Source organism: Stenotrophomonas sp. 1278 (assembly GCF_029892765.1).
In the GTDB taxonomy this organism is placed as follows: Bacteria; Pseudomonadota; Gammaproteobacteria; order Xanthomonadales; family Xanthomonadaceae; genus Stenotrophomonas; species Stenotrophomonas indicatrix.
The window spans coordinates 80,088-102,687 of the sequence record NZ_JARXWD010000013.1 but is presented as its reverse complement, the minus strand read 5'-3'; the positions used below and the strand labels follow the sequence as shown (position 1 = coordinate 102,687).

20 protein-coding genes and 1 riboswitch are annotated in these 22,600 nt (G+C 66.0%); of the genes, 8 read left to right on the top strand and 12 right to left on the bottom strand.

Annotated elements, in window-relative coordinates; translation table 11 throughout:
* Window positions 1-96: 96 nt before the first annotated feature.
* Window positions 97-699 carry a TetR/AcrR family transcriptional regulator gene (locus M2299_RS12970; RefSeq protein WP_025877807.1) on the top strand — a complete coding sequence of 201 codons (603 nt, stop codon included), beginning with the start codon at window positions 97-99 and terminating at the stop codon, window positions 697-699.
* A 137-nt stretch (window positions 700-836) separates the two neighbouring features.
* Here M2299_RS12970 and M2299_RS12965 read toward each other — a convergent pair whose 3' ends face one another.
* The 3 genes from M2299_RS12965 to M2299_RS12955 all read right to left on the bottom strand — a co-directional run bounded on the left by M2299_RS12965 (window position 837) and on the right by M2299_RS12955 (window position 5,843).
* Window positions 837-3,599 (bottom strand): TonB-dependent receptor, encoded by a 2,763-nt coding sequence (locus M2299_RS12965; protein ID WP_025877809.1) that lies wholly within the window; start codon window positions 3,597-3,599, stop codon window positions 837-839.
* A gap of 375 nt (window positions 3,600-3,974) precedes the next feature.
* Complete coding sequence (locus M2299_RS12960; RefSeq protein ID WP_099785096.1) at window positions 3,975-4,829, bottom strand: hypothetical protein; 855 nt, start codon at window positions 4,827-4,829, stop codon at window positions 3,975-3,977.
* A gap of 120 nt (window positions 4,830-4,949) precedes the next feature.
* Complete coding sequence (locus tag M2299_RS12955) at window positions 4,950-5,843, bottom strand: Hsp33 family molecular chaperone HslO (RefSeq protein ID WP_099785094.1); 894 nt, start codon at window positions 5,841-5,843, stop codon at window positions 4,950-4,952.
* A 77-nt stretch (window positions 5,844-5,920) separates the two neighbouring features.
* On the opposite strand from M2299_RS12955, the gene mtgA reads away from it, so the two are divergent.
* The 3 genes from mtgA (at window position 5,921) to M2299_RS12940 (ending at window position 8,186) form a co-directional block, all read left to right on the top strand.
* Window positions 5,921-6,670, top strand: a complete 750-nt coding sequence (gene mtgA, locus M2299_RS12950) for a monofunctional biosynthetic peptidoglycan transglycosylase (RefSeq protein WP_025877813.1) — start codon at window positions 5,921-5,923, stop codon at window positions 6,668-6,670.
* A 105-nt stretch (window positions 6,671-6,775) separates the two neighbouring features.
* Window positions 6,776-7,795, top strand: a complete 1,020-nt coding sequence (locus tag M2299_RS12945) for a glycosyltransferase family 2 protein (RefSeq protein WP_025877815.1) — start codon at window positions 6,776-6,778, stop codon at window positions 7,793-7,795.
* Window positions 7,755-8,186, top strand: a complete 432-nt coding sequence (locus tag M2299_RS12940; RefSeq protein ID WP_025877817.1) for a CBS domain-containing protein — start codon at window positions 7,755-7,757, stop codon at window positions 8,184-8,186. Before M2299_RS12945 ends, M2299_RS12940 begins: the two co-directional genes overlap by 41 nt.
* Before the next feature lie 490 nt (window positions 8,187-8,676).
* Here the strand turns inward: M2299_RS12940 and M2299_RS12935 are convergent, their stop codons facing one another.
* From M2299_RS12935 to M2299_RS12920, 4 genes are all read right to left on the bottom strand, one after another.
* Window positions 8,677-10,602 carry an AsmA family protein gene (locus M2299_RS12935; RefSeq protein ID WP_280884488.1) on the bottom strand — a complete coding sequence of 642 codons (1,926 nt, stop codon included), beginning with the start codon at window positions 10,600-10,602 and terminating at the stop codon, window positions 8,677-8,679.
* Window positions 10,603-10,763: 161 nt separating this feature from the next.
* Complete coding sequence (locus tag M2299_RS12930; protein WP_025877819.1) at window positions 10,764-11,402, bottom strand: hemolysin III family protein; 639 nt, start codon at window positions 11,400-11,402, stop codon at window positions 10,764-10,766.
* 96 nt (window positions 11,403-11,498) lie between these two features.
* Window positions 11,499-13,103: a peptide chain release factor 3 gene (locus M2299_RS12925; RefSeq protein ID WP_025877820.1), complete on the bottom strand. Its 1,605-nt coding sequence runs from the start codon at window positions 13,101-13,103 to the stop codon at window positions 11,499-11,501.
* A 74-nt stretch (window positions 13,104-13,177) separates the two neighbouring features.
* Window positions 13,178-14,062, bottom strand: coding sequence for a M23 family metallopeptidase (locus M2299_RS12920; RefSeq protein ID WP_280884482.1), 885 nt, complete (start codon window positions 14,060-14,062; stop codon window positions 13,178-13,180).
* Between the two features lie 137 nt (window positions 14,063-14,199).
* A riboswitch (SAM riboswitch) is annotated at window positions 14,200-14,318 on the top strand.
* Window positions 14,319-14,394: 76 nt separating this feature from the next.
* On the opposite strand from M2299_RS12920, the gene M2299_RS12915 reads away from it, so the two are divergent.
* From M2299_RS12915 to M2299_RS12905, 3 genes are read left to right on the top strand one after another with little or no spacing between them, the layout of a single operon-like run.
* On the top strand, window positions 14,395-15,426 hold the full coding sequence (locus M2299_RS12915; RefSeq protein WP_025877822.1) for a homoserine O-succinyltransferase: 1,032 nt from the start codon (window positions 14,395-14,397) through the stop codon (window positions 15,424-15,426).
* The gene (locus M2299_RS12910; RefSeq protein ID WP_099843338.1) at window positions 15,423-16,658 is read left to right on the top strand and encodes an O-succinylhomoserine (thiol)-lyase; all 1,236 of its coding nucleotides are present in this window, start codon (window positions 15,423-15,425) and stop codon (window positions 16,656-16,658) included. The genes M2299_RS12915 and M2299_RS12910 overlap by 4 nt, the downstream gene beginning before the upstream one ends.
* Complete coding sequence (locus M2299_RS12905) at window positions 16,655-17,722, top strand: homoserine dehydrogenase (RefSeq protein ID WP_099843336.1); 1,068 nt, start codon at window positions 16,655-16,657, stop codon at window positions 17,720-17,722. Before M2299_RS12910 ends, M2299_RS12905 begins: the two co-directional genes overlap by 4 nt.
* A 90-nt stretch (window positions 17,723-17,812) precedes the next feature.
* Here the strand turns inward: M2299_RS12905 and M2299_RS12900 are convergent, their stop codons facing one another.
* Window positions 17,813-18,808 carry an alpha/beta hydrolase gene (locus tag M2299_RS12900; RefSeq protein WP_099843334.1) on the bottom strand — a complete coding sequence of 332 codons (996 nt, stop codon included), beginning with the start codon at window positions 18,806-18,808 and terminating at the stop codon, window positions 17,813-17,815.
* Between the two features lie 138 nt (window positions 18,809-18,946).
* Window positions 18,947-20,329, bottom strand: a complete 1,383-nt coding sequence (locus M2299_RS12895; protein ID WP_025877828.1) for an L-serine ammonia-lyase — start codon at window positions 20,327-20,329, stop codon at window positions 18,947-18,949.
* A gap of 101 nt (window positions 20,330-20,430) precedes the next feature.
* On the opposite strand from M2299_RS12895, the gene M2299_RS12890 reads away from it, so the two are divergent.
* The gene (locus M2299_RS12890) at window positions 20,431-20,661 is read left to right on the top strand and encodes a glutaredoxin family protein (protein WP_099785088.1); all 231 of its coding nucleotides are present in this window, start codon (window positions 20,431-20,433) and stop codon (window positions 20,659-20,661) included.
* An 85-nt stretch (window positions 20,662-20,746) separates the two neighbouring features.
* Here M2299_RS12890 and M2299_RS12885 read toward each other — a convergent pair whose 3' ends face one another.
* The 3 genes from M2299_RS12885 to M2299_RS12875 are packed head-to-tail and all read right to left on the bottom strand — an operon-like array spanning window position 20,747 to window position 22,536.
* On the bottom strand, window positions 20,747-21,319 hold the full coding sequence (locus tag M2299_RS12885) for a YceI family protein (protein ID WP_099843332.1): 573 nt from the start codon (window positions 21,317-21,319) through the stop codon (window positions 20,747-20,749).
* Between the two features lie 3 nt (window positions 21,320-21,322).
* Window positions 21,323-21,895, bottom strand: coding sequence for a cytochrome b (locus M2299_RS12880; protein WP_025877835.1), 573 nt, complete (start codon window positions 21,893-21,895; stop codon window positions 21,323-21,325).
* Entirely contained in the window at window positions 21,892-22,536 is a 645-nt protein-coding gene (locus M2299_RS12875) for a YceI family protein (RefSeq protein WP_280884481.1), read from the bottom strand. Before M2299_RS12875 ends, M2299_RS12880 begins: the two co-directional genes overlap by 4 nt.
* Window positions 22,537-22,600: the final 64 nt, after the last annotated feature.

Genomic DNA, 22,600 nt, shown 5'->3' with positions numbered 1-22,600 from the left:
ATGGTGCGCTGCGGGAATGCCTCTCGGCTCGGCTGCCGACGGTTTCGGCCGCAACCGCGTACTGCAACGAACCCCGGCGTATGGTTAAATCAGCACATGAATCAACCTGACGCTTCCGCCGGCGAACCGCGTGCCGGCCGCAACAGCCGCCTGAGTGCCGAAGACTGGGCCCAGGCGGCCCTCGATCTGATTGCCGAGCAAGGTGTGAGCGCCGTCGCGGTGGAGCCGCTGGCGCGCCGCCTTGGCGTGACCAAGGGCAGTTTCTACTGGCATTTCCCCTCGCGTGATGCACTGCTGCAGGCCGCGCTGGAACGCTGGGAACTGTTCGAGCAGGAACAGGTGTTCGGCAGCCTGGAAGACGTGCCGGATCCGCGCGTGCGCCTGCGCCAGCTGTTCCAGATGGTGGCGCACGAAGTGCAGCCGCACATCATCTACAGCGAGCTGCTGAAAGCGTTGGACCATCCGATGGTGCGGCCGGTGATCGACCGAGTGTCGCAGCGACGGCTCGATTACCTGATCGCCTCATTCCGCCAGGCGGGCCTGAGCTCGACCGATGCACGCCATCGCGCACGCCTTGCGTATGCAGCGTATGTGGGCTTCCTGCAGTTGTCGCTGCAGCTGCAGCAGCCCAAGCAGGCGCGCGAGGATTTCGAAGCGTATGTCGAACACCTGATCGACACGCTGATTCCGAACGGCTGAGCGTTCTTCATCGCTGGACGCAGAAAGGTCGCGGCAGTGCCGCGGCCTTTTTCGTTGGTGTTGACGCCAGCAACGAGCGCACAAAAAACAACGGCCCCTTGCGGGGCCGTTGCTGCATCAGCTGATCAGTGGAGCGATCAGAACTTCTGCTTGTACTGCATGTACATGTAGCGGCCCGGCAGGTCGTACTGCGGGTCGAACATGTTGTACGAGGTCGAGTAAGAGACCGGCGGCTGCTTGTCCCATGCGTTGTTCAGACCCAGCATGATCGTGCCCTTCCACGGGGTGTTGTAGCGCACCTGGATGTCGTGGTAAGTGGTCGAGCCCATGTGGTTCTTGCGGCCATCCGGATCGGAGCAGTAGCTGCGCAGTGCGCCGCCCAGCAGGCAGTCTTCGGTCATGCCGGACTTGTAACGCAGGCCGTAATTGACGCCGAAGTCGCCGAAGGACCAGTCGACGTACAGGTTGGAGCGGATGCGCCAGTACGGATCCTGGTCGAGATAGCGACCCTGGCGGCCTTCCACCTCGGAATCTTCGGTGGCCTTGGTTTCCCACTTGGAAAGGTAGGTGCTGTCCCAGCTGACGGTGAACTGGCCGAACGAGGTTTCCGGCAGGCGGTACAGCACGCCCAGATCCCAGCCTTCCACCTTGTACGACGCCAGATTCTGCAGCGGCATGTCGACGTTGGTGATGGTGTAGCGTTCTTCGATGGTGCCGTAGGCTGGATCACGGGTGATCAGACCGCAGTACGCGGCCTGTTCTGCCGGGGAACCACCGTAGCAGTAGTTCATGATGTCCTGGATCGCCGGACGGGTGATGGCGTCTTCGATCTTGATCTGCCACCAGTCCAGGGTCACGTTCAGGCCGCTGACAAAGCTCGGGCTCCACACCAGGCCCAGCGTCTTGCTGGTCGAGGTTTCCGGCTTCAGGTTCGGGTTCGACTTCCAGGTGAACGGCTCGGCAGTCTGGGCCGCGCCCGACTGCGGAACGCCATCGTCGTCCTTGGTGTTGGGCTGGACGAAGCCAGCCGGAACGCCCTGGGCGATACACTGGGCCAGCACCGCACCGGTCGGGCCGTTGGCAGCCGCGCACGGATCGGCGTAGGTTTCGAACGAGTCGCCGTCACCGCCATACAGGTTGCTGATGCTCGGCGCGCGGAAGCCTTCCGAGTAGTTGCCGCGGATCATCAGGTCGTCGATCGGCTTCCAGCGGAAACCGAACTTGTTGTTGGTGGTATTGCCGAAGTTGCTGTACTTCGAGTAGCGGGTCGCCGCGCTGAAGTCGAGCAGCTTGGCGCCCGGCAGGTCGGCCAGCACCGGGATCGACAGTTCCAGGAAGACTTCATCCAGGTCGTAGCCGCCCTTGGTCGGCTTTGCGCCGTTGCCGGTGCTCAGGCCTGCAGCGATGAAGGCGTCCGGATCGAACTGACCGGTCTCCTTGCGGTACTCGTAACCGGCAGCGAAGGCCAGAGCGCCGGCCGGCAGCTGCACGATTTCACCGGAGATGTTGGCGTAGTAGCCCTTGGACACCAGGCTGGCCGAATCGTGTGCGGTGAACGAAGTGTAGTCGAGCGCGGCCTGGCTGATCGAGCCTTCCGGGCCCAGAGCGTTGACCGGCACGCACTCCGGAATGATGTCGCCGCCCGGGGCGGTGACGCAGACCGGCACGCCGCCACGCATTTCGGACGGGCCGTAAGCGTTGCGCAGGTTGGCCAGATTGAACAGGCCGTAGGTCAGGTCGTTCTGGTCGGTCTTGTCGTAGCGGTAGCCGACATCCCAGTCGAAGTTACGGTCCGCGAACTCGAAGAAGCCTTCGAAGCCACCGTAGAAGTGCCAGTTCTTGACGTTCTGGTTGAACGAACGGCCGCCGCTTTCATTGAAACGACGGTTGACGCCGGTCAGGTCTTCACCCGTCGGGTTGTACATGCTGTTGGCGCTGAGGCGCATGCTGGTGACCGGCATGGCCGCCAGCAGCTGCTCGGACTTGCGCTCGTTGTACATCGCCTCGGTACGGAAGGTGATGTTGTCGGTAACGTTGTACGAACCAGAAGCGAACAGCGACGTACGTTCCTGCGGGGTCAACAGGTAGTTGTCCGGGGCGGTGTTGTAGCCGTGGACGTTGGCGTTGAACGGCGTCTCCACGCCGTTGATCAGCACATAGCGCTCGTCGTTGCGGATGTAGGAGCCCGGCATGCCGGTGCTGCTCTGGCCGTCGAAGAACGGCGGGCCACCGGCGGAGATCTTGCGATCGCCGGCCATGACCTTGCCTTCCTTGACGTAGGAGACACCCAGCATCAGCGATGCGCGATCGGTGGTGGTGCCGATGGTGAAATCGGCTGCTTCACGCTCGCCGTCACCGTCGCTGTACTGGCCCTTGTAGAAGTTCGCTTCGGCGCCGTCGAAGTTCTGCTTGGTGATGATGTTCACCACGCCGGCGATGGCATCCGAACCATAGATGGTCGAAGCGCCGTCCTTCAGGATGTCGATGCGCTCGATCATCGCGGTCGGGATGGTGTTCAGGTCGACGCTGCCGTCCAGACCAGTGGTCCAGCGACGGCCATTGACCAGCACCAGGGTACGGTCCGAGCCGAGGTTGCGCAGGCTGATACCGGCCGAGCCGTCACCGCCGTTGTTGAAGGTGCGGTTCAGGGCGGCACCGTTGGCGGCAACGCGCTGCAGGATGTCGGCGACCGAGGTCACACCCTGCTTTTCGATGTCGGCGCGGGTCAGGCTCAGGACCGGCTGCGAGGTTTCGATGTCGGTGCTCTTGATGCGCGAACCGGTCACCGAGATGCGATCCAGGTTGGTCGCTTCCTGCGCCTGGGCCGTTACGGACGTCGCCGCACCGGCGATCAGCGCGACGACGACAGCGTCACGCAGCTTGTTGGACTGGAAATTCATTGGCTCTCTCTCTCCAAGAAATCTTGGCTGGGGTAGTGCCTGCGCGGCGGTGCCAAAAAAGAAGGCTCCAAAATCGCGAGGCTGAATCGATAGTAACGGCCCCCAGCCAAAAATTAAAGCTGCGTTAATTCACGCTGTGGTTACACATGAATGCGCTTTGATTTCTTTTATTTCAATGAGTTATCTGAATGTGGGAAGGGGCGCAACCGCGCCTGCCTGCCCTCGACGCACAAAAAAGTTTCAGTTGATGCATGTCGTGATGTATCCGTTTGTAACGGATGGGTGCTTTTCGCACTTGACAGATGCGTCCAGAAACAATTCGGGCGCCCCTGGGCGCCCGATGTTCAACACAGCTTGTTCGCAGTCGATGAGCGACTACAGATCCTGCTCGTAGCGCACGTACGGCACGGTGCCGTCATCGTTGCTTTCGTTGCGCGGGGAGAACGGGTTCTTGCCGCGGCTGATGACGTTTTCCGCGCCGACGGTGAGCTGGCCGGACCACGGGGTGCGCCAGGTCAGGCCGATGCCCAGGCCTTCCCACTTGCCGGGCTTGCCGGGAACGTCAACCACGCGGCCGATGATGCTGCCGCTGAAATTGCCGTAGCCGGCGCCCAGGCTCAGGCTCTTGCTGTCCCAGCGGTCAACGATGGCCGGTGAGGCGTCAGCCAGGGGTACCAGGCGTGCCTTGGCATAGGTGCCGGCGATGGAGACAAAGCCTTCGCGACCGATGTTTTTCTGTGCGAACACGGTCAGGTCATTCTGTTCGGCGCGCAGCGATGGGGTCTTGCTGGGCGCGGCCAGCCAGGCGGGCAGGGTCTCGCGGCCGGTGCCGGCAGTGATTCCCAGGCGGCCGGTGCCACGGTTGAGCGCGGCGGTGCCGGTCAGACGCCGGTTGGAGCCGATGGCATCGTCGTCGTCGCCCAGGCTGGCCAGCATGCAATGGCTGGCCAAGCCGCTGATGCTGGAGCCGCTGCTGCTGTTGCACAGCAGGCCGAGCGAGTCGCCTGAAGACAGGCCGAAGGCGGCATCGAGCGAATTGCGGCCGAAATGCCAGCGTGCGCCCACGGCCTGTTCACCGGTCGGTTCCAGGTACAGCAGGGCCTCGACCTTGCCACTGCCCTTGTTCCAGACCGGAATGACGGTGCGGGTGTCCTTGCTCTGCGCATGCACGCCCGTGATCGCGCCAAGGGCGATCAGCAGGGCCAGCGGTAGACGCAGGAAGGTACGCATCGGACCAGTTCAGACAGGGACGGGCAGTGAAAGTTCCCGCTGGGGCGGGAACTCGATCCTAGGGTGTTTATGAATTCTTAACAAGCCTTGTTCCTCCCCAGATACAAGACTCATTCGTTTTTACTGAAGGCGTTCAGGTGCCGGTACAGCCCCCTGGGCACCGTGGAACAGTATGCCGAACTCCGTCAACGGAAAGTGATACTCCTGTCCGCAGAATTCGCAACGCACGTCCACGGCGCCGGTGTCTTCGGCAGCCGCACGGGCCTCTTCCTCGCCCAGCGAGACCAGCATCGAGGCAACCCGTTCACGCGAGCAGGAGCAGGCGAAGGACAGGGCCTTGTCACCCACCAGCTCCGCCTTCTCCTCGTGGAACAACCGGTGCAGGAGTTCCTCGGCCGGGGTGGCCAGCAGCTCCGCCTTGCCCAGGGTGTCGAACAGCGCGCTGGCGCGGGACCAGCCATCGTCGTCGCCTTCGTCGCCCGGCAGCTTCTGCAGCAGCAGGCCGGCAGTGCCGTCGCGGCCGGCGGCCAGCAGCAGTCGCGTCGGCAGCTGCTCGGACTGGCGGAAGTAGTCTTCGAATGCTTCATCCAGTTCCGGCGCGGTCAGTGCGACCAGGCTCTGGTAGCGCTGCGGCTCGCGCGGGTCCAGGCCGGGATTCTCGATGGTGATGGCCAGCAGGGCGTCCCGGCCCAGGTCGGTCAGGTCACGGGGGGCGTCACCGCCCTCGGCAATCTGGACGATGCCGCGCAGGGTGCCGGCGGCGGTGCATTCGGCGAACAGGGTACGCAGGGCGGTATTGCTGCGCAGCTGGATCGACAGGCGGCCGTCCACCTTGGTGTGGCCGGTGAACAGGGCCGATGCCACGCAGGCTTCGCCGAGCAGTTCGGTGGCGCTGTCCGGATACTCGCCGTGGGACTGGATGTCCTGCCAGGTGGCCTGCAGGCGCACGTGGACGCCACGGACACCGGCGTCGGGGAGCAGGAAACGGATAAGGGAATCGGATTGGGCGGTCATCGGCTCACATCGCGCGGAAACGGGGATGGTTGCCGGATAATGCGCCGACAACCAGGCATAAGAAGGATGCACCAGTAATGGGGGCAGGGGGAGAGCAGGACAAGGTAGTGGCCGCCGCCGACGCGGCACCGCGCAGGCGCTGGCGCTGGAAGCGGCTGCTGTGGCTGCCGGTGCTGTTCGTGGCCTTCAGCTGCCTGCAGGTGCTGGTGCTGCGTTTCATCGATCCGCCGCTGTCCACGGTGATGGTCTGGCGTTTCGGTGAGGCACTGGGTGAAGGCGACTGGTCCTACCGGCTGCACTACCAGTGGCGGGACCTTGACCAGATGGCGCCGAGCCTGCCGATTTCGCTGGTGGCCGCAGAAGACCAGCGCTTCCCCGACCACAGCGGGTTCGACCTGCAGGCCATTGAAAAGGCGCGCGACCACAACGCGCGGGGCGGGCGCCTGCGCGGGGCCAGCACGATCAGCCAGCAGGTGGCCAAGAACCTGTTCCTGTGGCAGGGCCGCAGCTGGATCCGCAAGGGCCTGGAGGTCTGGTACACGGTGCTGATCGAAGCCTTCTGGCCGAAGCAGCGGATCCTGGAAATGTACGCCAACATCGCCGAGTTCGGCGACGGTGTGTATGGCGCCCAGGCAGCGGCGCAGACATTCTGGGGCAAGGACGCCGCGCGGCTGAGCCCTGCCGAGAGCGCGCGTCTGGCGGCAGTGCTGCCGGCGCCGCGCCGCTACAACGCGGCCAAGCCAGGCCCCTACGTGCAGCGTCGTGCGGCGTGGATCCAGCGGCAGGCACGGCAGCTGGGTGGAGCGGGGTACCTGGCGGAGGACTGAGGGGCCACGACACCAGGTGTCCGTGGTGCCTTCCGATGCGGGAAGCGGGTATTTCGAACGCTGGACTGACGGGCTGCATCCCCGTCAACGACGTACAATCCGGCGATGACTCGTGAGCGTCTTACCTTCGTCATCGCCGCACACAACGAAGAGCTGGTGCTGCCCCAGCTGCATCCGCGATTGTGCGCGGTACTGGACGGCCTGGCCGGAATCGATGGTCATATCCTGTACGTGGATGACGGCAGCAGTGACACGACCTGGTCGTTGATCGCCTCGCTGGCCCAGGCCGACCCGCGGGTATCGGCGCTGAAGCTGTCGCGCAACTTCGGCAAGGAGGCGGCGCTGACCGCCGGCCTGGACCATGTGCGCGAAGGCGCGGCGATGATCCTCGACGCTGATGGCCAGGACCCGCCGGAACTGGTGCCGCACTTTGTCGAACGTTGGCGGCAGGGCTACGACAACGTCTACGGCACGCGCCTGGTACGTGACGGTGAGAGCTGGAGCAAGCGTGCTGCCGCATCGGTGTTCTACCGGGTGATTGGTCGCCTCTCGCGCACGCCCATTCCGGCCGATACCGGCGATTTCCGCTTGTTGTCGCCGCGCGCGCTGAGCGCATTGCGCGAGATGCGCGAACGTCACCGGTTCATGAAGGGGCTCTTCAGCTGGGTCGGTTTCCGCCGCGTGGCGGTGCCGTATCACCGGCATGCCCGTTTGGCCGGCAGCAGCAAGTTCAGCCTGTGGCGGCTGTGGAACTTCGCACTGGAAGGGATCACCGGCTTCTCGACGGTCCCGCTGCGGGCGGCCACCTACATGGGGCTGGCCACCGCAGGCGTGGCCTTCGTGTTTGCCATCTGGGTGATTGCGAAGGCGGCGTTGTACGGCGACCGGGTGGCCGGGTGGCCGACCATGATGGCGGTGATCCTGTTCCTCGGGGGCGTGCAGTTGATCGCGCTGGGGCTTATCGGCGAGTACCTGGGACGCCTGTACGAGGAGTCCAAGCAACGGCCGTTGTACCTGGTTGACGCATGGTTGGCCCCTTCCGTGGCAGACTCGGAGCTGCAACCCACCCTGGGAGGGCAGGCAGATGACGTCGGTACGGCAACTGTTGGACGGCAAGTCCCCTGAAGTGCATGCGGTCGCGCCAGGCGCGGCGGTGATCGATGCGATCCGGTTGATGGCGCAGAAGGGCATCGGCGCGGTGCTGGTGATGGATGGCCCGCGACTGGTCGGGATCCTCTCCGAGCGTGATTACGCACGCAAGATCGTGCTCCACGATCGTTCGTCGCGTGACACCGCAGTGTCGGAAATCATGACCGCGAAAGTAGTGACGGTGAGTCCCGGTGAGCAGGTGGAACACTGCCTGCAGCTGGTGACCGATTACCGCATCCGCCATCTGCCGGTGGTCGAGGGCGGGCAGGTACTGGGGGTGATTTCCATCGGTGACCTGGTGAAGTCGGTGATCGATGCGCAGCGGCGCGAGCTGGATCAGCTGCAGCAGTACATCGTGGCGGGGTGAGTTCTGTCGCTGGCGGGCCTGCGGCCCGCCGGCCCGCTTTTTCAAGCAACTGCCAAAGCCAAAGCCAAAGCCAAAGCAGCGCCTTGCTGTTACGCAGGGTAGGCGGAGGACATGGCCGTGCAGGACACGCCGTAAACCCGTCCATGGGGGCTCGATGGCGCCATCCATGGCGCCAACGGTCCTGCACGCCCATGCCCTCCACCTCAGGACACGTTCCTGCGAGCGCGGCTGGCTTCAGCCCCGACAATCTGCCGTTGGTAGATACCAACCTTGGTTGGCACTGCTTTTGATTCTGCTTTCTTCTTTTGATCTTGAATTTCTGCTCTCGTTCCGCGCGTGCAGAAACTGTCCGAAGCCGGAGCAAGGCGGCAGGCAGGACCGTGAGGCGCATGGATGCGCCGACCGAGCCCCCATGGACGGGTTTACGGCGTGTCCTGCCTGTCGCCTTGCTCCGGCTCTCCGCACGGAAAAAAGGCGCCGAACGCCCGCTCTACTTCGCGTAGTGCCCACCGCAGTCGGCATCCTTGCCCGGCCCCAGTTCGATGGTGGCCAGCAGTGCCGCCGGCGGCGCGATGCTGCCCAGCGTCAACGCGACCGCACCCCGGATACCCAGCGCCTTGAAGTCCGGGCGGAACGACGGGTCCTTGAAGCTGCCGCCGATGCGCAGCGGCGAGCGCAGCACCAGGATGCTTCTGTCCTTCGGTCGTGGCTTCAGCAGCAGGTCCAGCGTTTCATCGCGCAGGCTGACATCGCCCTCGCCGAGGATGATCGTATCGGTGGTGTCCACTGCCATCGACCGGGTATGCATCAGGCCCTCGCGCACGCCGAAGTCGGCGAAGGCGCAGCGCAGCGGAATCTGTTTGTCGCCGGTGAACAGGAATTTCAACGACTCGGTGATGTCCAGTCCCGCCACTTCCATCAGCAGGTTGCCGACGTGGCCGCGGCCCATGCCCAGCGCCACGTTGCCGCTGCTGCTGCCGAGCATCGCTGCGATCGAGTTGCCGTTGCCGGTCAGGTCAATGGCGCCGCTGATACCCCCCTTGGCCTGTTCGGCCAGCTTGGCGTCGGGGAACAACTGGCCCAGCTGCACACCGCGCACGCTGGCCTTCAACGAGGTTGCAATCTGCGGGCGACGTGCGTCCATGCGGATCGTGCTGCGGATGTCGCCGCCGGCAACGCCGAAGTTCAGCGGGTCCAGCCGCAGTACACCATCGTCCAGCAGCAGGTGTGCATCCATGTCGTCCAGCGGCAGCTTGGGTGCATTGATGCGCTGGGCCTTCCAGCGCACGTCGGCATCCATCGCGCGCAGCTTGCCCAGGTTGTACGGCGTGGCCGGCAGCACTTTGGCGCTGGCGGCCACGCGCGCAGCCTCGGCCCGCTGTTCTGCATTGGCGGTCTCGCTGCCACCGGTCTTCGGGGGGGCACCGACGAAGCCGGCGAGGTCGTCGAAATCGAGGCGGCGCGACACCAGGTTCGCGGTCATCCGTGGGCGTTCCCTGGAGACATCGAACTGCACATCACCGCCCAGGTCGCTGTCGCCGACTTTGCCGGTGAAGCGCTCGTAACGCCACACCTGGTGATCGCGCTTCAGGCGGCCATCCAGTGCGTAGGGCGGGGAAGGCGGAATGGCGATGCCCAGCAATGGATACAGGTCGGCCAGGTCTTGACCGCTCAGCGCGAACTGCAGATCGAATACCTGCAGCTGGAACGGGTTGGTCAAGGTGCCGCTGGCAACGGCATGGGTGGCCCCGGCGCGGCCATCCAGATGGATGCGGAAGGGGTGTGCGCTGTCGGTCAGTTCCAGCGGCGATTCGGTGCCGCCGCTCAGGGTAAAGGGATTGCCCTGCCAGCGGCCCTTGCCGGCCACCAGCAACGGTGGTGCGGCGTCGGCCTGTTTCGGTTGCCCGCTGCGCACGTTCACCAGGATGTCGGTGCGGCCGAGTGCGTCGAGGAACTGCAGGCGACCGTCGTCGATGAGCAGGCGCTTGAGCTGCGGCGTGGCGCCCCCCTTGCTGTCGCCGAGAAAGTCCCAATTGCCGGGGTCACCTTTGCGCGGGGCGGTTTCCAGCAGTACGTCCGGACGGGTCAGGCGCACTTCGGGCAATTGCACGCTGCCACGCAGCAGCGGCCACACCCGGACGTCGATCTCGACCCGGTCGGCGCTGACCATGGTGGGCTGCTTCGCCCAAGGCGCATTGGCAAAGGTGAGGGTATCGGCGCGAACGGTGCTGGTGCGGCCGAGGTCGACATCCAGGTTGCCGATGTGCAGGGCGCGGCCGGTGCGCGCCTGTACCGCACGTTCGACCGGGCCCTTGAACCAGTTCCAATCCCAAAGGGCGATGAGGACCAGCAGTGCCGCGAGCAGGAACACCAGCACGGCCAGCCAGCGCTGCCCGCGTGGGCCGGGGCGACGCAGGCGCCAGCGCGACGCCTTGGGATCAGCAGGAGCAGAGGCAGCATTCACACCGCCATGGTTGCCCCGTCGGGGTGGACGGGGCGCGAAGCGATCATGTGCATCGTGTGCAGGGCCGGTGCCTGCTCGCCGGGCAGGGGCCTGGCGTTACCCTCAATACGGGGTCACAGCACCTGTCGAGTCACGGCGACGAAGTGGCAGACGCTGCCACCGATCACGAACAGATGCCAGATCGCGTGCGAATAGGGGATGGATTCGCGGTGGTAGAAGTACGTGCCCAGCGTATAGGACAGGCCACCGCCGAACAGCCAGGCAAGCGTCCCACCATCGATCGAGGCCCACATCGGCTTGATCGCCACCACCACCAGCCAGCCCATGGCGATGTAGATCACCGTGGACAGCAGCTTGAAGCGGCCGGTGTAGAACAGCTTGAACACCACGCCGCCGAGCGCCAGCGCCCAGATCGCGGTGAACATGCCCCAGCCCCAGGGGCCGCGCAGGCCGATCAGGGTGAACGGGGTATAGGTACCGGCGATCAGCACATAGATCGCGCAATGGTCGAACACCTTCAGGCGGCCCTTGGCCTGCGGGTGTTGGATGGCGTGGTACAGCGTGGAGGCGGTGTACAGCAGCAGCAGGGCGATGCCGAACACGATCGCACTGGCCAGCTGCCAGCCATCGCCGTAGATCGCGGCCAGGGTGATCAACACCGCGCTGGCGGCCAGGGCAAGCACCGCACCCAGCCCGTGGGTCAGGGCGCTGGCAATTTCTTCGCGGATCGAATCAACGGAAGTCGTGGACATGGCATGGGCATCGTCTGCAGGGAGGGGGACCTGCACCCCCCTATCATCGCCGCGATGGCGGGCGCGTGCACCCCCGCCACCGTATGGTCGCTGGAATCAGTTGCCGGTGACCGTATGCGCGGCTTCACGGGTTGCCGAGAAACGCACGTCCGGCGCACGTTCCTGCGCCAGCTGCAGGTTGACCCGGGTCGGCGCCAGGTAGACCAGGTGGCCGGCCGCGTCGAGGGCCAGGTTCAGCGCGTTCTTCTCGCGGAACTCCTCCAGCTTCTTCTCGTTGCTGCAGTGGACCCAGCGCGCCGTGGTCACGCTGACCTGCTCGAAGGTGGCTTCCACGCCGTATTCGTCCTTCAGGCGGTAGGCGGCCACATCGAACTGCAGCACACCCACCGCGCCCAGGATCAGGTCATTGCTGGTCAGCGGACGGAAGAACTGGGTCGCGCCTTCCTCGGACAGCTGTGCCAGGCCCTTCTGCAGCTGCTTGAGCTTGAGCGGATCGCGCAGGCGGGCGCGACGGAACAGTTCCGGGGCGAAGTTGGGGATGCCGGTGAAGGTGATCGCCTCGCCTTCGGTGAAGGTGTCGCCGATGGAAATCGTGCCGTGGTTGTGGATGCCGATGACATCGCCCGGCCACGCCTCGGCGGCGATTTCACGGTCGCTGGCCATGAAGGTCAGCGCATTGGCCAGCTTCATGTCCTTGCCGGTGCGCACGTGCAGGGTCTTCATGCCGGCAGTGAACCGGCCCGAGCAGACGCGCATGAACGCCACGCGGTCACGGTGCTGCGGATCCATGTTGGCCTGGATCTTGAACACGAAGCCGGTCAGCTTCGGCTCCTGCGGGGCGACGTCGCGACCGGTGGTGGAGCGCGCCTGCGGCGACGGTGCGTGTTCGACGAAGAAGTCCAGCAGCGGCTGCACGCCGAAGTTGTTCACGCCCGAACCGAAGAACACCGGGGTCTGCTTGCCGGCCCGGTAGGCCTGCAGGTCGAACGGGTGGCTGGCACCCTGCACCAGTTCCAGTTCGTCGCGCAGGTCGGCCAGCATCCGCTCGCCGATCTTCTCGGCCAGCCCGGGCGAATCGATCGAGGGGAAGATGGTCGAATCCTGACGGGTGAAGTTGCGGCCCTGCTCGTACAGATGCACTTCGCCGGTGATCAGGTGGACCACGCCCTTCAGGCGCTGGCCCATGCCGATCGGCCAGGTGACCGGTGCGCACTGGATGCCGAGCACGCTTTCAACCTCGTCCAGCAGGTCGATCGGCTCCTTGCCCTCACGATCGAGCTTGTTGATGAAGGTCATGATCGGGGTGTCGCGCAGGCGGCACACTTCCATCAGCTTGATGGTGCGCTCTTCCACGCCCTTGGCCACGTCGATCACCATCAGCGCCGAGTCCACCGCGGTCAGCACGCGGTAGGTGTCCTCGCCGAAGTCGGCGTGGCCCGGGGTGTCGAGCAGGTTGATGATCTTGCCTTCGTACGGGAACTGCATCACCGAGGAGGTGACGGAGATGCCGCGCTCCTTTTCCAGCGCCATCCAGTCCGAGGTGGCGTGGCGGGCAGCCTTGCGGCCCTTCACCGAGCCGGCCATCTGGATCGCGCCTCCGAACAGCAGCAGCTTTTCGGTCAGCGTGGTCTTGCCGGCGTCAGGGTGGGAAATGATGGCGAACGTGCGGCGACGCGACGCTTCGGTGGCGACTTCGGACATGGCAGTGGCGCCCGCACGGGGCGCTTTTCAAAGAGATAAGCGCCCGATTATACCGGCCTGCCGGCGTCGGCGGGTCAGCGCCCGGCGCTGGCGTCCCCGCCGCCCTCACGGGCGAAGTGCAATTCGCCCTGCGGGGCGAGGATGCGCACCGGCACCGAACGCAGCCCCATGCCCCGGTTGAGCTGCACCACGAAGTGCAGGTGCGGTGCGGTGCTGTAGCCACTGTTGCCGGACAGGCCGATCGGCTGCCCGGCCTGCACGGCCTGGCCGGGACGCACGCGCATGCCGCCGGCCTGCAGGTGGGCGTACATCGCCATGCTGCCGTCGCTGTGCAGGATACGAACGAAGTTGGCGCGTCCGGCATCGCGTTCACGGTCCAGGCCATTGCCGCGGAAACCGTCCTGTACCTGCATCACCGTACCCTCGCGGGCGGCCAGGACCTGCGTTGCTTCGGGCAGGGCAAAGTCGATGGCGTCGCGGTTCTCCTCGTCATCGTGGCTGAACCGGCCCTGCGGGGCCTGATCCACGCGCAGCTGGGCAGCCTGGAACGGCAGGCGATAGGCGACGTCTTCGGCGCGCGCGGCCGGATTGCCCGGCACCGACTGCAGACGAAGATCCAGTGCCTTGCCGTTGGCAGGAGAGGGAAGATGGCCCACCACCAGGCTGCCGGTGGCCTGCACCAGTGACTGTAGCGGCAGGCCCTCGACCTGTGTGCCGGGGGCCGCGCGCAGCTCGATCTGCACCGGGCCGGACAGTGGATTGTCGATCCGCGCCTGCCACTGGTCGCCCAGCGACTGCAGGCGCAGGCGGGCCATCGGCGCCGCGTGCGGCGTGGCGTCGGCCGTGCGCGCGGCCGGCGTCTGTGGCACCAGTCCCCAGCCCTGGCGCCAGTCGGCAGCGTTCGCGGGGGCGCTCGCCAACAGGGGCAGCAGGAGGCAGGGCAGGGGCAGGCGGCGCATCGAAGGCTCCAGCGACATGGACCGCCGGGACTCTACGCAAGCTGTCGGGACGGGGGAAGGGTGGGGGCTTTGCATTCATCCATCTCTTTATCCGCATGAAGGGATTGACATGCCCGAAAAGGACTGGCATCGTGGCTCCACCATCGAGACCGGCAGAGGGACAGGCCCTTTGAAGCCGGGGCAGCCCGCAGACGCGAAAGCGCCTGCGTAGGTGCCAAATCCTGCGGGGACCGTGGCGTCCACCGAAAGATGGTTCGAACCTGCACCCAACGTGCACTTCGAACGCGAGCCCCGCGAAGGCTCGATGGCCGATTTCCCTACCGGAACCCGCCATGAGCTTCGCCACCAGCACCGTGCTTCGCCCCGAACCCTTTGTCCCCGTCAGCGTGCCGGTCGATGACCGCGTGCACGCCGAGCGCGGCGAGTTCGCCGCCGTGCTGTCGATGCGTCATGCCGGCCCCTGCCCGGTGCGCCTGCGCTATGAGTGGGTCGGTCCGGTCAACGCACCGGTGGTGGTGCTGGCCGGCGGCATTTCCGCGCACCGCCATGTGGCCTCCAATGCGCAGTTCAGCGAGAAGGGCTGGGCCGAAGGCCTGGTCGGCAGTGGCCGCGCACTGGATCCGCAGCAGCTGCGTGTGCTCGCGTTCGATTTCATCGGCGCCGACGGTGCGTTGGATGTGCCGATCGATACCGCCGACCAGGCCGATGCGTTGGCGCTGCTGCTGGATCACCTCGGCATCCGCGCATTGAAGGCATTCGTCGGCTATTCCTACGGCGCGCTGGTCGGCCAGCAGTTCGCGATCCGCCACCGTGCCCGGGTACGCCAGCTGGTGCTGGCCAGCGGTGCGCACCGCCCGCACCCGTATGCCGCCGCCTGGCGTGCGCTGCAGCGCCGTGCCGTGGCGCTGGGCCAGTTGCAGTGTGGCGAAGACCACGGCCTGGCGCTGGCCCGCCAGTTCGCCATGCTCAGCTACCGCACACCGGAAGAATTCGGCGAACGCTTCGACGCAGCACCGGAGGTGGTCAATGGCCGCGTCCGTGTCGCGGCCGAAGATTACCTCGACGCGGCTGGTGCGCAGTACGTCGCGCGCACGCCGGTCAATGCCTACCTGCGCCTGTCCGAGTCGATCGACCTGCATCGCGTGGACCCGAGCGCGATCCTGCCGCCGACCGTGGTGGTTGCCGTTGAAGGCGACCGCCTGGTTCCGCTTGCCGACCTGGTCGGCCTGGTCGAGGGACTGGGCCCACGCGGCAGCCTGCGCGTGCTGCGCTCGCCCTACGGTCACGACGCCTTCCTGAAAGAAACCGATCGCATCGACGCGATCCTCGCCACCGCCTTCCGCACTTCTGGAGAGTCCGCATGAGCCTGCACGCCGCTGAACCGTCCTGTTGTCGCACCACCGCCGCCGTCCGCGCCGGCATCGATCGGGACACCGCCCATGGCGCGGTCACGCCGCCGATCGTGCTGTCGTCGAACTTCAGCTTTGAAGGCTTCGGCAACAAGCGCCAGTACGACTACACCCGCAGTGGCAATCCCACGCGCGACCTGCTGGGTGAGGCGCTGGCCGAACTGGAAGGCGGCGCCGGCGGTGTGGTGACCGCCACCGGCATGGGCGCGATCAACCTGGTGCTGAACGCGCTGCTGCAGCCCGGCGACACCCTGGTGGTGCCACACGATGCGTACGGTGGCAGCTGGCGCCTGTTCAATGCGCTGGCGAAGAAGGGCCATTTCGAACTGGTCACTGCCGACCTGACCGACCCGCGCGCGCTGGCCCAGGCCCTGGCCACGCAGCCGAAGCTGGTGCTGGTGGAAACCCCGTCCAACCCACTGCTGCGCATCACTGACCTGCGCTTCGTGATCGACGCGGCGCACAAAGCCGGTGCGCTGGTGGTGGTCGACAACACGTTCCTGTCGCCGGCATTGCAGCAACCGCTGTCGTTCGGCGCGGACCTGGTGCTGCACTCCACCACCAAGTACATCAACGGCCACAGCGACGTGGTCGGTGGTGCGGTGATTGCCCGCGATCCCGCCGTGCATGAACAGCTGGTGTGGTGGGGCAATGCCCTGGGCCTTACCGGCTCGCCGTTCGATGCGTTCCTGACCCTGCGTGGCCTGCGTACGCTGGATGCACGCCTGCGCGCGCACCAGGAAAACACCGCCGCGATCGTGGCGCTGCTTGATGCGCATCCTGTGGTGGCCAAGGTCTACTACCCGGGCCTGGCCGATCATCCGGGCCACGCCGTTGCCGCGCGTCAGCAGAGTGGTTTCGGCGCGATGCTGTCCTTCGAACTGGCCAGCTGTGCCGGCGATGATCCGCATGCTGCTGTACGTGCGTTTGTCGATGGTCTGCGTTACTTCACGCTGGCCGAGTCGCTGGGAGGCGTGGAAAGTCTGATCGCACACCCGGCGACCATGACCCACGCGGCAATGACTGCCGAAGCACGCGCGGCTGCGGGCATCAGTGAAGGCCTGCTGCGTCTGTCGGTCGGTATCGAGGGCGAGCGCGACCTGCTGGCCGATCTGGGCAGCGCTCTGGCGCGCGCCGAGGCGGTGATCGATGCGGTGGCGCGCGGCAAACAGGTGGCAGACGCATGAGCGCTTTGCCTGTCGAGATTCCGCTGCTGGGTACCGGCCGCCTGGCGCTGCTCGGAACCGGCACCGTCGGTTCGGCCTTCGTGCAGCGCTACCAGGCGTTGCAGGCGCGTGGGCTGGACCTGCCCAGCGTGCAGTGGCTGGCCAATTCACGCACCGCGCTGGCGATCGACCGCGATCTGGCGTTGCCGCTGGAACTGGCACGGCGTGCGCCGCGTGATGGGCAGAGTTCGCCGCCGTGGGCCAGCGCTGAAGGGCTGGAGCGTGGCGACGTGGTGGTCGATGCCACCGCCAGCGAAGATGTAGCGGCGCGCCACGTGCAGTGGTTGGCGCGCGGTGTGCACGTGGTGACCGCCAACAAGCTTGGCCGCGGTGCGCAGCTGTCGCGCGCGCAGGCCATCGCCGATCGTTGCGCCGACAGTGGTGCGCGTTACGGCGACAGCGCCACCGTCGGCGCCGGCCTGCCGTTGCTCAGCAGCCTGCGCGCGCTGGTTGCCGGTGGCGATCACATCCATGCCATCGAGGGCGTGCTTTCCGGTTCGCTGGCGTGGCTGTTCAATCGTTATGACGGCCAGTCGCCGTTCTCGGCGGCGGTGCGTGAAGCGCTGGCGGCCGGCTACACCGAGCCGGACCCGCGGCTGGATCTTTCCGGCGAGGATGTGCGCCGCAAGCTGTTGATCCTGGCCCGCAGCAGCGGATTGGCGCTGGACGCGTCGCAGGTGCAGGTCGACTCACTGGTGCCGGATGCGCTGGCTGCGCTGCCGCTGGAAGATGCAGTGAATGCGCTGGAGCAGCTGGATGCACCGCTGCAGGCACGTTGGCAGCGGGCGCGCGACAACGGCCGGGTGCTGCGTTTTGTCGGGCGCGTCGATGGCGAGGGTGCGCAGGTGGGCCTGCGTGAGTTGGCTGCCGACCATCCGCTGGCGCAGGGCGCGGGCACCGACAACCGCGTGGCCATCCACAGCGATCGCTACCGCGCGCAGCCGCTGTTGATCCAGGGGCCGGGCGCGGGTGCGGAAGTGACCGCAGCGGCGCTGCTGGATGACGTGCTGCGGATCGTGGGGTGAGCCCGGCCGCTGCTGCGCTCGCCGGGCGTGGCCCGGCGCTACCCACGCCGATCCTCGTAGCGCCGGGCCATGCCCGGCGGTTATGGAACTTCAACGCGCTTTGAGTGCCTTCAACAATGCGGCATTGAACTGCTTCGGGTCCTGCACCTGCGGCGAATGGCCCAGTGCCGCGAACTCGACCAGGGTCGAGCCGGGTATCGCCGCCGCTGCCGCTTTGCCCAGTGCCGGGTAGTTGCCCAGCGTCGACTTCAGTTCGGGCGATGCCTGGTCACGGCCGATCGCCGTGCGGTCCTTCTGGCCGATGAACAAGGTGGTCGGCACCTGCAGGTTCTTCAGTTCGTAGACGACGGGTTGGTTGAACACCATGTCCGAGGTCAGTGCCTGGCTCCAGGCCACCTGCTGCTTGCCCGCGCCTTCGTACATGCCCGACTGCATGCGCGCCCACGGTTCGTACGCCGGCTTCCACTTGCCGTCGTAGTACACATCCAGCTGGTAGCGGCGGATGCTGTCATAGCTGATGTTCATTTCGCCGGCATACCACGCGTCCACGCTGCGCCAGGGCACGCCCAGCGCCTTCCAGTCTTCCAGCCCGATCGGATTGACCAGCGAAAGACTGCGCATGTCCTGCGGATACATCAGCGCATAACGGATGGCCAGCATGCCGCCCATCGAATGGCCGACCACGTGCACCGGTACATCACCCAGCTGCAGCTGCTGCAGCAGCGCATGGGTATTGTCGGCCAGCTGCCCGAACGAATACTGGTAGCGCTCGGGCTTGCTGGATTTGCAGAAACCCACCTGGTCCGGCGCGATCACCCGGTAGCCTGCCGCCACCAGCGGCTTGATCGTCTCCTTCCAGGTTGCCGCGCAGAAGTTCTTGCCATGCAGCAGCACCACCACGCCGATCGGCTTCTTCTTCGGCGCAACATCCAGATAGGCCATCTCCAAGGCCTGGCGCTGCGATTCCAGTGCAAAGGTCTTCACTGGATAGCCGTAGTCGAAGCCCTCCAGCCGCGGCCCGTAGGTTGGCGCAGCGAGAGCGGACAGCGGAAGGCAGGCGAGCAGGGCGGTGGCGATCACGCGCATGGGACATTCCGGGGCAGGGGGATGCCCGAGCCTAACCGGAAAACGGTGACGGTGTTGTCCGGTCGAGAACGGCACTGCAGAGCCGGGTCGATGCCCGGCCCTGCAGTAGAGCCAGGCCATGCCTGGCCCTGCAGACCATCAGCACTCGATGACGTTCACCGCCAGGCCGCCGCGGCTGGTTTCCTTGTACTTGTCCTGCATGTCGCGGCCGGTATCGCGCATGGTCTTGATGACCTTGTCCAGCGACACCTTGTGCTTGCCGTCGCCGCGCATGGCCATGCGCGAGGCGTTGATCGCCTTCACCGCACCCATCGCGTTGCGCTCGATGCACGGAATCTGCACCAGGCCACCGATCGGATCGCAGGTCAGACCCAGGTTGTGCTCCATGCCGATTTCCGCGGCGTTCTCGATCTGGCTCGGGTTGCCGCCCAGCGCCGCGACCAGGCCACCGGCGGCCATCGAACAGGCTACGCCGACCTCGCCCTGGCAGCCCACTTCGGCGCCGGAGATCGAGGCGTTTTCCTTGTACAGGATGCCGATCGCCGCCGAGGTCAGCAGGAAGTCGAACACCCGCTGTTCGTTCGCGCCCGGGCAGAAGCGGTCGAAGTAGTGCAGCACCGCCGGCAGTACACCCGCCGCGCCGTTGGTGGGTGCGGTGACCACGCGGCCACCGGCAGCGTTCTCTTCGTTCACGGCCAGTGCGTACAGGTTGACCCAGTCCAGCGTGGTCAACGGGTCGCGCATCGCCGCTTCCGGCTTCGACGACAGCTCGCGGTACAGCGCCGGCGCGCGGCGGCCCACTTTCAGGCCACCCGGCAGCACGCCTTCCTCGCGGATGCCGCGCGCCACGCAGGCCTGCATTGCGCTCCAGATCTCGCGCAGGTTGTCGCGGATCTCGTCCTCGCTGCGCCAGCATTTCTCGTTCTCGAACATCAACTGGGCGATGCTCAGGCCACTGCGCGCGGTCTGCGCCAGCAGCTCGTCGCCGCTCTTGAACGGGTAGGGCAGCGGCGTTTCGTCAGGCACGATACGGTCATCGGCCGCATCGTCCTGGTTGACCACGAAGCCACCACCGACCGAGTAGTAATCGCGGGTGGCCAGCACTTCGTCATCGGCGTTGTACGCGGTGAAGCGCATGCCGTTGGTGTGGTAGGGCAGCTTCTGCCGCTTGTTCAGGCCGAGGTCGCGCTTTTCGTCGAAGGCGATCTCGTGCTGGCCCATCAGCATGATCCGCTTGCTGCTGCGGATGCGCTCCAGCGTGGACGGAATGATGTCCGGGTCGATCAGGTTCGGACGCTGCCCTTCCAGGCCGAGGAGGATCGCCTTGTCGGTGCCGTGGCCGCGACCGGTCAGTGCCAGCGAGCCGTACACGTCGGCACGGATGCGCGCGACCTGCGCAAGCTTGCCCGGGTCGAGCAGCCACCGATGGATGAAGCGCTCGGCGGCCCTCATCGGCCCGACGGTGTGCGAGGAGCTCGGGCCAATGCCGATCTTGAAAACGTCGAACGTGCTGACAGCCATGGTTGCCGTACTGCGGGTACCGGGAGAGACCGCTATTCTAGCGGTTCACGCCGCACTTCCATGACTGCGGCGCAGCATTTCCGCCAAGGGAGCAAACCCCGGTGTTGACCCTGTTCCAGCGTGACGACTGCCATCTGTGTGACATGGCCCTGGCCGAACTGGCCAGAGCGCGGGCGCCTGAGTTCGAATCGGTGTTCCTCGATGACCAGCCGGCGCTGGAGGCGCGCTATGGGGCGCGGGTGCCGGTGCTGCGCGATGAGCGCGGTGGGCGGGAGCTGGACTGGCCGTTCGATGCGGCCACGGTGCAGGCCTGGCTGTCAGCGGGCAGGTAGCGCCGGGCCATGCCTGGCGAGCGCGAAGCGCGGCCAGCGGTGGAAGCGGCCGGGCATGGCCCGGCGCTGCCAGGACGAAGGCGTCTTATTTCGCGTCGAACTTCACGATCGTGCTGATCGCGGTTTCGTCCGGGATGGTCTTGGTATCAGCCCAGTCGCCGCCACCGACACCGAAGTCCAGGCGCTTGACCGTGGCCTTGCCGGTCAGCACCGGCTGCGCGCCGGGCTTCCAGGTGAAAGTGAAGGTGACCGGCTTGCTCACGCCGCGCAGTTCCAGCGTGCCGTCGGCGGCGAACTGGTCGTTGCCGAGCGCGCGGAAGCCCTTGGCGGTGTAGCGTGCGGTAGCGAACTTGCCGACGTTGAAGAAATCCGCGCCCTGCAGGGTGGAGTCGCGGTCGCTGTTGCCGCTCTTGGCGCCGGCCAGCGGAATCACCACGTCCAGCGAACCTGCGGACGGATTGGCCGGGTCGAAGCTGAGCTTGGTGGCAAAGCCCGGGAAGCTGCCGGTGAACACTTCACCGTCGTATTTGGTGGCAAAGGCCAGGAACGAACCGGCACCCGGCGCCTGGGCGTAATCGGCGGCGAGCGCCGGTGCGGTGGCCAGCATGCCGGCAAGGGCGGCGGCCACAGCGGCCGGGGTGGTCAGTTTCAGGTTCATCGGTCAGTCCTTCTGGGGAGAGGCGAGCCAGCCACGCGGCAACATCCGGGACAGGGTGGCATCGCGCTGGAAAAGGTGGTGGTAGAAGGCGGCACCGGCATGGGCCAGCACCACCGCGATCAACAGCCAGAAGCCGTATTCGTGCAGGGCATGGGATACCGCCACGATCTGCGGATCCGGTCCGCTCAGCTTGGGCACATCGACCAGACCGAACCAGCGGAACGGACGCAGGCCGCTGGCCGAGTCGTACAGCCAGCCCGACAACGGGATGGCGAACATCAGCACATACAGCAGCACATGGGTGGCGCTGGCGATGCGCTCCTGCCAGCCCGGCACGCCGGGTACCGGCTTGGGGGCACCGGCATACAGGCGCCAGCCCAGGCGCAGCACCACCAGTGCCAGTACGGTGATGCCGATCGACTTGTGCGCGGTATAGACCCAGAAATACTTGGGCGTCTTCGGCAGCTCGCCCATGGTCAGGCCGACGATGCCCAGGGCGAGAATCAGCAGTGCGATCAGCCAGTGCAGGGTCTGGCTGACACTCCCCCAGGCGGCAGGGGTGTTCTTGGCGGTCATGAAGGGTCCTTGGTGGCCGTCTGGCTGTCGGAGTGGGGTTGGGGCGGGGGAGTTCCCGGAGAATCGCTGCGGTCGAGCGTGGCTTCAGCCTCGATCCGCACCTGCACCGCATCACCGATCACGCCCGGCCAGGCGGTGATGCCGAAGGCACGCCGGCTCAGCGTGGTGGTGGCGGAGAAGCCGGCCGTACGCCGGAAGGGTGGCAGTGGATAGCGTTTGACCTGGTTCAATGTCACCTCCAGCGCGACTTCCTGGCTGACCCCGCGCAGGGTCAGGGTGCCCAGTACGCGCGCATGGCGGGCATCGATCGGTTCGACATGGCGGGAGACGAAGCGGGCGGTGGGGAAACGTTCGCCATCGAGCAGGCTGCGCGCCAGGGTTGCCTGGTTCCACTTGGCATCACCAAAGTCCAATCGCGACACCGGAATCTCGACGTCCAGTGTCGCATCGCGCCAGTTGTCGCTATCGAACTGCAACTGGCCCTGGCTTCCGGAGATCGTACCCAGCGCCTGCGAGTAGCCGGCATGGTCGATCGCAAACAGCACACGGGTGTGCACCGGATCGATGCGGTAGGCCTCGTTGCCTGCCCAGGCGGGGGCCACGGCAAGCAGCATCGGCAGCAGGGCCAGGCAGTGGCGCATCGGCGGGGGGCTCCGGGAAAAAGACCGTTCGATCATACCCATAGCCCCCGCGCAACGCTGTGTG

Excerpts from the sequence above, each read along its gene's own strand:
- M2299_RS12940 (WP_025877817.1), top strand. The coding sequence starts at position 7,755 with ATGACGTCGGTACGGCAACTGTTGGACGGCAAGTCCCCTGAAGTGCAT.
- M2299_RS12925 (WP_025877820.1), bottom strand. The coding sequence starts at position 13,103 with ATGTCCGAAGTCGCCACCGAAGCGTCGCGTCGCCGCACGTTCGCCATC.
- M2299_RS12955 (WP_099785094.1), bottom strand. The coding sequence starts at position 5,843 with ATGACCGCCCAATCCGATTCCCTTATCCGTTTCCTGCTCCCCGACGCC.
- M2299_RS12910 (WP_099843338.1), top strand. The coding sequence starts at position 15,423 with ATGAGCCTGCACGCCGCTGAACCGTCCTGTTGTCGCACCACCGCCGCC.
- M2299_RS12905 (WP_099843336.1), top strand. The coding sequence starts at position 16,655 with ATGAGCGCTTTGCCTGTCGAGATTCCGCTGCTGGGTACCGGCCGCCTG.
- M2299_RS12885 (WP_099843332.1), bottom strand. The coding sequence starts at position 21,319 with ATGAACCTGAAACTGACCACCCCGGCCGCTGTGGCCGCCGCCCTTGCC.
- M2299_RS12945 (WP_025877815.1), top strand. The coding sequence starts at position 6,776 with ATGACTCGTGAGCGTCTTACCTTCGTCATCGCCGCACACAACGAAGAG.
- M2299_RS12920 (WP_280884482.1), bottom strand. The coding sequence starts at position 14,062 with ATGCGCCGCCTGCCCCTGCCCTGCCTCCTGCTGCCCCTGTTGGCGAGC.
- M2299_RS12880 (WP_025877835.1), bottom strand. The coding sequence starts at position 21,895 with ATGACCGCCAAGAACACCCCTGCCGCCTGGGGGAGTGTCAGCCAGACC.
- M2299_RS12875 (WP_280884481.1), bottom strand. The coding sequence starts at position 22,536 with ATGCGCCACTGCCTGGCCCTGCTGCCGATGCTGCTTGCCGTGGCCCCC.
- mtgA (WP_025877813.1), top strand. The coding sequence starts at position 5,921 with ATGGGGGCAGGGGGAGAGCAGGACAAGGTAGTGGCCGCCGCCGACGCG.
- M2299_RS12930 (WP_025877819.1), bottom strand. The coding sequence starts at position 11,402 with ATGTCCACGACTTCCGTTGATTCGATCCGCGAAGAAATTGCCAGCGCC.
- M2299_RS12965 (WP_025877809.1), bottom strand. The coding sequence starts at position 3,599 with ATGAATTTCCAGTCCAACAAGCTGCGTGACGCTGTCGTCGTCGCGCTG.
- M2299_RS12900 (WP_099843334.1), bottom strand. The coding sequence starts at position 18,808 with ATGCGCGTGATCGCCACCGCCCTGCTCGCCTGCCTTCCGCTGTCCGCT.
- M2299_RS12960 (WP_099785096.1), bottom strand. The coding sequence starts at position 4,829 with ATGCGTACCTTCCTGCGTCTACCGCTGGCCCTGCTGATCGCCCTTGGC.
- M2299_RS12895 (WP_025877828.1), bottom strand. The coding sequence starts at position 20,329 with ATGGCTGTCAGCACGTTCGACGTTTTCAAGATCGGCATTGGCCCGAGC.
- M2299_RS12970 (WP_025877807.1), top strand. The coding sequence starts at position 97 with ATGAATCAACCTGACGCTTCCGCCGGCGAACCGCGTGCCGGCCGCAAC.
- M2299_RS12915 (WP_025877822.1), top strand. The coding sequence starts at position 14,395 with ATGAGCTTCGCCACCAGCACCGTGCTTCGCCCCGAACCCTTTGTCCCC.